9 protein-coding genes are annotated in these 8,622 nt (G+C 71.3%); 8 read left to right on the top strand and 1 reads right to left on the bottom strand.

Annotated features, from left to right (window positions below; all coding sequences use genetic code 11):
- The coding region (locus tag ETD85_RS57365) for a carbohydrate ABC transporter permease (RefSeq protein ID WP_138698253.1) at positions 1-910 on the top strand (910 nt) is incomplete at its 5' end.
- Positions 907-1,740, top strand: a complete 834-nt coding sequence (locus tag ETD85_RS57360) for a carbohydrate ABC transporter permease (RefSeq protein WP_138698252.1) — start codon at positions 907-909, stop codon at positions 1,738-1,740. The genes ETD85_RS57365 and ETD85_RS57360, both read left to right, overlap by 4 nt.
- 10 nt (positions 1,741-1,750) lie before the next feature.
- Here the strand turns inward: ETD85_RS57360 and ETD85_RS57355 are convergent, their stop codons facing one another.
- Positions 1,751-2,872, bottom strand: a complete 1,122-nt coding sequence (locus ETD85_RS57355; protein WP_138698251.1) for a HEAT repeat domain-containing protein — start codon at positions 2,870-2,872, stop codon at positions 1,751-1,753.
- Between the two features lie 88 nt (positions 2,873-2,960).
- On the opposite strand from ETD85_RS57355, the gene ETD85_RS57350 reads away from it, so the two are divergent.
- The 6 genes from ETD85_RS57350 (at position 2,961) to ETD85_RS57325 (ending at position 8,571) form a co-directional block, all read left to right on the top strand.
- Positions 2,961-3,806 (top strand): sulfotransferase family protein, encoded by an 846-nt coding sequence (locus tag ETD85_RS57350; RefSeq protein WP_138698250.1) that lies wholly within the window; start codon positions 2,961-2,963, stop codon positions 3,804-3,806.
- Positions 3,803-4,981, top strand: coding sequence for a glycosyltransferase family 4 protein (locus tag ETD85_RS57345; protein WP_138698249.1), 1,179 nt, complete (start codon positions 3,803-3,805; stop codon positions 4,979-4,981). Before ETD85_RS57350 ends, ETD85_RS57345 begins: the two co-directional genes overlap by 4 nt.
- Positions 4,982-5,150: 169 nt before the next feature.
- Entirely contained in the window at positions 5,151-6,080 is a 930-nt protein-coding gene (locus ETD85_RS57340; RefSeq protein WP_138698248.1) for a D-alanyl-D-alanine carboxypeptidase family protein, read from the top strand.
- Between the two features lie 49 nt (positions 6,081-6,129).
- Positions 6,130-6,618 carry a GbsR/MarR family transcriptional regulator gene (locus tag ETD85_RS57335; RefSeq protein ID WP_138698247.1) on the top strand — a complete coding sequence of 163 codons (489 nt, stop codon included), beginning with the start codon at positions 6,130-6,132 and terminating at the stop codon, positions 6,616-6,618.
- Positions 6,615-7,505, top strand: a complete 891-nt coding sequence (locus ETD85_RS57330) for an alpha/beta fold hydrolase (protein WP_138698246.1) — start codon at positions 6,615-6,617, stop codon at positions 7,503-7,505. The genes ETD85_RS57335 and ETD85_RS57330 overlap by 4 nt, the downstream gene beginning before the upstream one ends.
- 10 nt (positions 7,506-7,515) lie before the next feature.
- Entirely contained in the window at positions 7,516-8,571 is a 1,056-nt protein-coding gene (locus ETD85_RS57325) for a WD40/YVTN/BNR-like repeat-containing protein (protein ID WP_138698245.1), read from the top strand.
- The last annotated feature ends 51 nt before the right edge of the window (positions 8,572-8,622 follow it).

Genomic DNA, 8,622 nt, shown 5'->3' with positions numbered 1-8,622 from the left:
CCTCGCCGCCCCCACGACCGCCGCCCCCGTCGCCAAGGCCAAGGTGCGCCGCGGCTGGACGCAGCATGGGCTGCTGTTCGTCGCCCCCTTCCTGCTGATCTACCTGGCCTTCCTGGTCTGGCCGACCCTGCTCGGCTTCCGGATGAGCCTGTCGAGCGTCAACATCGCGGGCGGGAACGACCACCTCGTCGGGTTCGCGAACTACGCCGAGGCGTTCGGCGACCCCCGCATGTGGCAGTCCCTGTGGAACACGCTGGTCTTCACCGTGCTGAGCACGGTCCCGCTGGTGCTGCTCGGCCTGGTGTTCGCGCTGCTGGTGCACCATCTGCGGTTCGTGCAGTGGCTGTGGCGGCTGTCGTTCTTCGGGCCGTTCCTGCTGCCGTCAGCGGTGGTGTCCATCCTGTGGCTGCAGATGATCTACCCGCCCGACTATGGCCTGCTCAACGGCACGCTGGGCACCAGCACGCTGTGGCTGGGCGACCCCTCCGTCGCGATGTGGTCGATGGTGCTGACCACGGTCTGGTGGACGGTGGGCTTCAACTTCCTGCTCTACCTCGCCGCGCTGCAGTCGATCCCGACGCACCTGTACGAGGCCGCCGCGATCGACGGCGCGACCGCGTGGGACAAGCTGCGCTCCATCACGCTGCCCCTGCTCGGCCGGACGACCGCGCTCATCGTGGTGCTGCAACTGGTGGCGTCGCTGAAGGTGTTCGACCAGATCTACCTGATGACCGGCGGCGGGCCGGAGAACTCCACCAGGCCGATCATCGAGTACGCCTATGACGTCGGTTTCACCGGCTACCGCATCGGCTACGCGTCGGCCGTCTCCTACATCCTGTTCGTCCTGATCGTCATCGTGTCCCTGGCGCAGCTCCGGCTGTTCCGCAAGCGCGCGGAGGTCTCCTCATGACCAAGCGGTTCAGCCCGAGCCAGATCATCCTGTTGCTGGTCGCGCTGGTGCTGGCGGCGATCTGGCTGGCGCCCGTCGCGTGGGCCGTGGCGACCTCGCTGAAGCCCGAGACCGAGACCACGGCGGTCCCGTTGCAGTGGTTCGGCAGCGAGCTCACCTTCGAGTCCTACGGCCTGGTCCTGGGGACCGGCGGCATCGTCAAGTGGGCGATCAACTCGACGGTCACCGCCGTGATCGTCACGTTCATGACCGTGCTGTTCTCGGCGATGGCGGCGTACGGATTCGCGCGCACGCAGTTCAGGGGGCAGCGGGTGCTGCTGGCGCTGATCCTGGCCGGGATCATGGTGCCGCCGCAGGTGCTGATCGCGCCGCTGTTCGCCGAGATGGTCTCGCTGGGCCTGGTGGACACCTGGTGGGCGATCATCCTGCCGCAGGTGGCCGCGCCGCTGATCGTCTTCATCCTGTTCAAGTTCTTCCAGGACGTGCCGCCCGAGCTGGAGCAGGCCGCGTTCGTGGACGGGGCCGGGCGCTGGCGGGTGTTCTTCACGATCGTGCTGCCGCTGTCGCGGCCGGTGCTGGCGGCGGTGTCGATCTTCACGTTCATCACCACCTGGAACAACTTCCTCTGGCCGTTCCTGGTCTCCACCGACCCGAACACGATGACGTTGCCGGTGGGCCTGGCCAACGTGGTGCAGGGCACGTTCGGCCTGCGGTACGCGCAGATCATGGCCTCCGTGGTGCTGGCCGGGCTGCCGCTGCTGGTGGTGTTCGTCATGTTCCAGCGGCAGATCGTCCGCGGCGTCGCGCACACCGGCCTGGCCGGCCAGTAGGGCAGGGCCCTTACCGGGCCAGCAGGCGCACCAGCTCGTCGCGGGTGCCGGGGACGCCGTGCGCGCGCAGGACCTCCCACAGGTTGATCCAGCTCCACGCCTCGTCGCTCAGGCCGGCGACGGCTGCCAGCGCCTCTCGCTGGGTCGCGGTGAGGGGCGTCCCGGCGGGGTGCGGCGCGGCGAAGACGCTCCGCAGGAGGTCGTCCGCGATCGGGAAGGCGTCCTCCGGGTCCGCGGCCGCCAGCCTGGCCGTCAGGGCGGCGAGCCTGGCGGGCGCGTCGCCGGGCAGGCGGCGCAGGCTGACGCGGGTGGCGAGGGTCGCGAGCACGCCGTCGCCGTACGGCAGCGGCGTGGGATCGGTGGCGGTGAGGAGCCCGCGCACCGCGGCGCGGGCCCGCTCGTGGGCGTCCTCGCCGCGCAGGTTGACCAGGGCGATCGCGGCCACGTCCCGGACGAGGCCGTCGTCGTGCGCCAGGCCGGCCTCCATCACCCTCTCCGTGCCGGCCGGATCCCAGTTCGGCAGGAGGCTGAGGGCGAACAGCGCCGTCGCGACGCAGCGCGGGTCGGGGTCGGCGCCGGCCAGGTCACGCAGCGCCGGTCCGGCGACGGCCGCCTCCTCGGGGAACCAGCCGGCGACGTACGCCGCGATCCTGCGTACGACGGGATCGGCGTCGCCCAGAAGGGGCAGCAGCAGCGGGACGGCCGCCCGCACGGCGTCGTAGCACCCCAGCCCGCCCGCGTCGGCGACCGGCTCGAACGCGGCGTCGTCCCCTCCCCCGGCCTGGACGATCGCGCTCTCGGCCCGCCAGGCGGCGATGGCGACCCCGTCCGGCAAGTGAGCCTCGTCATACCCGAGCGCCAGGGAGCCGAGCAGCGACAGCAGGGCGGCGCGGTCGGGCGTGGCCGGATCGAGGGCCAGGCGCACCAGGAAGGGCACCGCGTGCGCGCCCGCGGGGTAGCGGGTGCCCTGGTGGAAGATGTTGGTGTAAAGCTCGGCCAGAGCCCGCTCCCGCTCCTCCTCATCCCCGGAGCGCAGAGATCCGAGCAGCCCGGGCACATCACCGGCCGGTCCGTACGCGTGCCGCAGGCGGCTCCAGCCGACCTGGTCGAGATCGCCGAGCGGATCTTCCATCCGGGTAATGGTAGGGGCAAATTCCGGATCATTACCGCTCTTGCTATTGCCAGGGAATTACCAGGAACAATGGGTAGTCTGCCTCGGCATGAACTGGCAGCGCAAAATGAACAAAGCGCTGGTCAGGGTCACCGGATTCCAGATCGAACGAGTAGGGAAAGAATCGAATTCCCCGCCCGTCCCCGAGATCAGACCGCCCGCGGATCCGCTAACCGACCGGCTGCTCGAAGCCCCCGTGTTCCTGCTTTCGCCCGTACGCTCCGGCTCGACGCTGCTGCGCTCGATGCTGAACGCCCACTCGGCCCTGCACGCGCCGCATGAGCTGCACGTGCGGCGGCTGCGGGTGCAGTTCGACACGACGCTGGCCGCGAAGGCGATGTCGGCGCTGGGCCACAACCAGAGCGATCTGGAGCATCTGCTGTGGGACCGCGTCCTGCACAGGGAGCTGGCCCGCAGCGGCAAGCGGTTCGTCGTGGACAAGACCCCCGCGAACGCCTTCGCCTTCCAGCGCATCGCCACCTGCTGGCCGGACGCGCGCTTCATCTTCCTGCTGCGCCACCCCGCCTCGATCGCCGCCTCCTGGCACGAGGCCAGCCCGGACAAGCGCACCGCCGAGGAGGCCGCGCTGGACGCGCTGCGCTACATGAAGGCCGTGCAGCGGGCCAGGTCGGCGCTGCCTGGCCTGACCGTCAGGTACGAGGAGCTCAGCGCCGAGCCCGAGCGGGTGACGCGCGAGATCTGCGAGTTCCTGGACCTGGAGTGGGAGCCGCAGATGCTCTCCTACGGCAAGCAGGCCGTCCTGGAGAAGGGGCTCGGAGACTGGCGGGACAAGATCAGGTCAGGTACGGTCCAGCCGGCCCGCGAGCTCCCCACGGCGGACCAGGTCCCCGACGCGCTGAAGCCCATCTGCCGGACCTGGGAGTACCTCAAGTGAAGATCCGCTACCTCATGCTGCACGCCTACGGCATGGGCGGCACGATTCGCACGGTGGTCAACCAGGCGAACGCGATGGCCGCCGCGGGCCACGAAGTCGAGCTGGTCAGCCTGGTCCGGCGGCGCGACACCCCGCAGTTCGCCCTGGACCCGCGAATCTCGATCACCACGCTGGCCGACCAGCGCGGCGGCAGGCAGCCGGACTCGATCGGCCGCAAGGCCTGGCGAAGGGTGCGCGGCAAGATGGTGCCGCGCGGCGAGTTCGCCGCCGACTACTTCACCGAGCGGGTGGAGTGGGCCGCCATGGAGTACGTCTCCAGCCTGAGCGACGGCGTCCTGGTGACCACGCGCCCCGCGCTGAACCTGATCTCCGCCCGCCGCACCCCCAAGAGCGTCGTCAGGGTCGCCCAGGAGCACATGAACCTGTCGGCCTACCCCGACAGCATCCGCAGGGAGATCGCCCGCTATTACGGGCGCTTCGACGCCATCACCGTGCTGACGCGCACCAACCGGCTCGAATATCAGCGCCTGCTGCCCTCGACCGCGATCGTGCAGATCCCGAACGCGGTTCACAAAGTCGACCAGGAACGTTCCCAGCAGGTCAATCCCGTCGTGATCGCCGCCGGGCGGCTGGTCCCGCAGAAGGGGTTCGACCTGCTCATCCCGGCCTTCGCCCAGGTGGTGAGCGAGCACCCGGAATGGCGGCTGCGCATCTTCGGCACCGGGCCGCGCAAGAGCCAGCTCGCCGGGCTCGTCGAGCAGCACGGCCTGGGCGAGCACGTGTCGATGCCCGGGCGCACCGACCGGCTGGAGAAGGAGCTGACCGACGCCTCCGTGTACGCGCTCAGCTCGCGGTTCGAGGGCCTGCCCATGGTCATGATCGAGGCGATGACGCACGCGCTGCCCGTGGTCGCCTTCGACTGCCCCACCGGGCCCAAGGACGTGCTGACCGACGGCGTGGACGGGGTGCTCGTGCCGCCGAGGGACGTGGACGCGCTGGCCGCCGCCCTGAACCGGGTCATCGCGGACAAGGAGCTGCGGGTGCGCATGGGCAAGGAGGCGGCCAAGACCTCCCGCGCGTACGCGCCCGAGCTGGTGATGCCGCTGTGGGAGGACCTGTTCTCCGAGCTGCTGCAGGGTGAGCGCGTCGTGGACAACTTCTGGAGCAGCCGCTGACCGAGGGCCAGATCGTGGACGTCGGCCCGGGTTTGCCGCATTTCTTTGCAATTCCGACAAAAGATTTACCTAGCCGATTCCCCTGATATTTCGGCGTTTCAGGTGAGTTGACCATGAAATGCCGGGCATTTCGGCAAAAGCACCTTAACGGGGGCGGCAGCCTGGGCCAATGCTCAACCGGAAAGCCCGCCTGACCGCGACGGCAGGCGCCCTTGCCCTGGTCACGGGGCTCGCCGCGCCCGCATTCGCCCAGCCTGCCGCGCCCTCCTCCGCGCCCTCGTCCGTGGCCACCCCTGTGGCTGCTCCTGTGGCCGCCTCTGTGGACACCGCCGCCGTCGCGGAGCCCATGGTGTACGGCCGCGCCGCCTACCTGATCGACGCCGCGTCCGGCAAGGAGTTGTTCGGCTACCAGGCCGCCGAACGCATGCCGATCGCCAGCCTGACCAAGACCATGACCGCGTACCTCGTGCTGAAGAGCGCCAAGCCCACGGACGTGGTCCGGATCAAGGCCGAGGACGTCGCGTACGCGGAGGACGGCGGCGGCACCACCGCGGACCTGCGCCCCGGCGACCGCCTCACCGTGGGCGAGCTCATGTACGGCCTGATGCTCCCCTCGGGCGCCGACGCCGCCCACGCCCTGGCCCGCACGTACGGCCCCGGCGTCGACGGCTTCGTCGCCAAGATGAACCAGACGGCCCGCGAGCTGGGCATGAACGACACCCGCTACCTCAACGCCGACGGCCTGCCCACCCGGCGCGGCAACGGCTACTCCACCGCCAGGGACCAGGCCGTGCTGGCGGCCAAGGCCCTGGAGCTCCCCCTGATCAGGCGGGTGGCCAGCACGCGCTACCACGAGCTGGACGCCACCGGCGAGCACCGCTCGTACGCCTGGCGCAACACCAACAAGCTGGCCGGCACGCCCGGCGTGATCGGGCTGAAGACCGGCTTCACCCGGGCCGCGGGCTACTGCCTGGCGTTCGCGGCCGAGCGGGATGGGCGGCGGCTGATCGGCGTGCTGCTCGGCGAGTCGGTCTCCAGCCGCCGCTTCACCACGGCCGAGTCGCTGCTGTCCTGGGGAGCCGCCCGCCAGGCCGCATGATCCTTTACAGTCGTTGCAGTCATGACTGCAACAACTGTATTGTCCCGGTATGACCTCCCCCACGGACGCCGAGCTGGACTTCGTCGACGACGTCGCGGTCTTCTTCGAGCGTGACGGCATGCCGCTGATCGCCGGCCGCGTCATCGGCTGGCTGCTCATCAGCGACCCCCCGGAGCAGAGCGCCGCCGAGCTCGCGGACGTCCTGCGGGTCAGCAGGAGCTCCATCAGCAGCGCGACCCGGCTGCTCACCCCGAGCGGCCTCGTCGAGGGGGTGCGCCGCCGGGGCGAGCGCCAGGAGTTCTTCCGCATCGCCGCCGACGGCTGGAGCCGGATGCTGGCCGGCCGCTACGCGAAGACGGCCGCGTTCCGCCAGATCACCGAGGCGGGGCTGCGCGTCCTCGCGGACAGCACCCCGCAGCGGCGCGAACGGCTGGGCAACGTGCACGAGCTCTACCGGTTCCTGGAGAAGGAGCTGCCCGCGCTGTGGGAGCGCTGGGAGGCGCACGCGAGCACGCTCGACCGGGGAGGCGAGCAGTGACGGCGCCGGCCGGGCTGCGCGGCACCTTCCTCCCCGGCCCCGAAGGCCGGCTGCACGTCTACAGCGCCGGCGAGCACGGCCCTCCCGTGCTGCTCCTGAGCGGCGCCGGCGTCGACAACGCGCTGCTGAGCTGGCGCCACCTCATCCCCGTCCTGGCCCGGCGGCACCGCGTGCTCGCGCTCGACTGGCCGAAGCAGGGCAGGAGCCGGCCCTGGAACGGCCGCGCCACCCACGAGCGCATGCTGCGCTGCATCACCGAGGTCCTCGACCACTTCCAGCTCGGCTCGGCCGCCCTTGCCGGGCTCTCCCAGGGCGGCGCCCTCGCCCTGGCCTACGCCATCGACCATCCCGGCCGGGTCGACCGGCTCGTGGCCATCGCGCCGGCGGGCATCCTGTCGTTCCCGCCCGTCGTCCACCAGGCGCTCTGGCTCACCGCCAAGCTGCCGCTGCTCAACAGGACCCTGCCCGGCATGATCTTCCGGAGCCGGGCGGGCGTCGCCCGGTTCGCCGAGCAGGCGCTGTTCGCCGGGCCGGTGCCGGACTTCGAGGAGATCATCGACGAGATCATGGAAGAGGTCGAGCACGGCGGGGCCGGCTCCTCCGACTGGCAGAACGCCTCCATCGGCCCGCTGCGCATGCGCGTGGACCTCAGGCCGCAGCTCCACCGGATCACCAGCCCGACCCTGTTCATCCAGGGCGAGCGGGACAGAGGCGTCAACCCCGAGCGCACCAGGGAGGCCGCCGCCCTCGTCCCTGGCTCCCGCCTGGAGCTCCTCGAAGGCAACGGGCACTGGGCCAACCGCCAGTCGCCCGGCCGGGTCAACGCGCTCATCGCCGCGTTCCTGGACCCTGATCGTCCCATGGACGGCGTTGATCGATTGGGCTAGTTTGCCCGGCATGAGGCTTCGAATCGCGTTGAGCGCGCTGTCGGCGGCCGTCGTGCTCGCCGCCCCGCTCCCCGCCCACGCCGGGACGCCCAAGCTCGGCTGGGAGCTCAAGGAGACCGGGGTGACGGCGCGCCTGCGCGGCCTGTCGCCCGTCAGCCGCGACGTGGTGTGGGCCTCCGGCTCGGGCGGCACCGTGCTGCGGACCGTGGACGGCGGGCGGAGCTGGCAGAACGTCTCCCCGCCCGGCACCGCCGAGCTCCAGTTCCGCGACGTGGAGGCGTTCGACGCGCGCAGGGCCGTGGTGCTGTCCATCGGCGAGGGGACGGACTCGCGCGTCTACCGGACCGAGGACGGCGGGCGTACGTGGGCGGAGACGTTCAGGAACGACGAGCCGCGGGCGTTCTACGACTGCATGGCCTTCTTCGACCGGCGGCACGGGCTGGCGATGAGCGACCCCGTGGACGGGAAATTCCGGATCCTGTCCACGGAGGACGGCGGGCGGAGCTGGCGGGTGCTGCCCCCGGCCGGCATGCCACCGGCGCTGCCCGGCGAGGCCGGCTTCGCGGCGAGCGGGCAGTGCCTGGTCACGGCCGGCGACCGGGATGTCTGGCTGGCCAGTGGCGGGGCGGAGCGATCGCGCGTGTTCCACTCGCGCGATCGCGGGCGTACGTGGACGGTGGCCGACACGCCGATCCCGGCCGGCGACCCGGCGCGCGGGGTCTTCGGCCTGGCCTTCCGCGACCCGCACCGGGGCATCGCGGTGGGCGGCGACTACCGGCCCGACCAGCAGTCGCCGAGCGCGGGGGCGGTGAGCAGGGACGGCGGGGCCACCTGGCGCGCCGCCGGGACGCCGCCTCCTGCGTACCGGTCGGGGGTCACCTGGCTGCCGTATCCGCCGTTCGCGGCCATCGCGGTCGGGCCCTCCGGGAGTGATGTGACCCATTCGGGCGGGCGGAGCTGGGAGACCTTCGACGGGGGCTCGTTCGACACGGTGTCGTGCACGCGCGACGCGACGTGCTGGGCCGCGGGCGAGCAGGGCCGCGTCGCCCGCCTGACCCTCACCTGACCCGCCCTCGCCCACACCCTCGACCCCTGCCCGCCACAACCGACCCTTGCC

The sequence above is a fragment of the Nonomuraea zeae genome, assembly GCF_005889725.1.
Taxonomy (GTDB): Bacteria; Actinomycetota; Actinomycetes; order Streptosporangiales; family Streptosporangiaceae; genus Nonomuraea; species Nonomuraea zeae.
This window is presented reverse-complemented; position numbering and strand designations above follow the sequence as displayed.

Coding starts and splice junctions, on each gene's coding strand:
- ETD85_RS57350 (WP_138698250.1), top strand. CDS start 2,961: ATGAACTGGCAGCGCAAAATGAACAAAGCGCTGGTCAGGGTCACCGGA.
- ETD85_RS57355 (WP_138698251.1), bottom strand. CDS start 2,872: ATGGAAGATCCGCTCGGCGATCTCGACCAGGTCGGCTGGAGCCGCCTG.
- ETD85_RS57360 (WP_138698252.1), top strand. CDS start 907: ATGACCAAGCGGTTCAGCCCGAGCCAGATCATCCTGTTGCTGGTCGCG.
- ETD85_RS57335 (WP_138698247.1), top strand. CDS start 6,130: ATGACCTCCCCCACGGACGCCGAGCTGGACTTCGTCGACGACGTCGCG.
- ETD85_RS57340 (WP_138698248.1), top strand. CDS start 5,151: ATGCTCAACCGGAAAGCCCGCCTGACCGCGACGGCAGGCGCCCTTGCC.
- ETD85_RS57325 (WP_138698245.1), top strand. CDS start 7,516: ATGAGGCTTCGAATCGCGTTGAGCGCGCTGTCGGCGGCCGTCGTGCTC.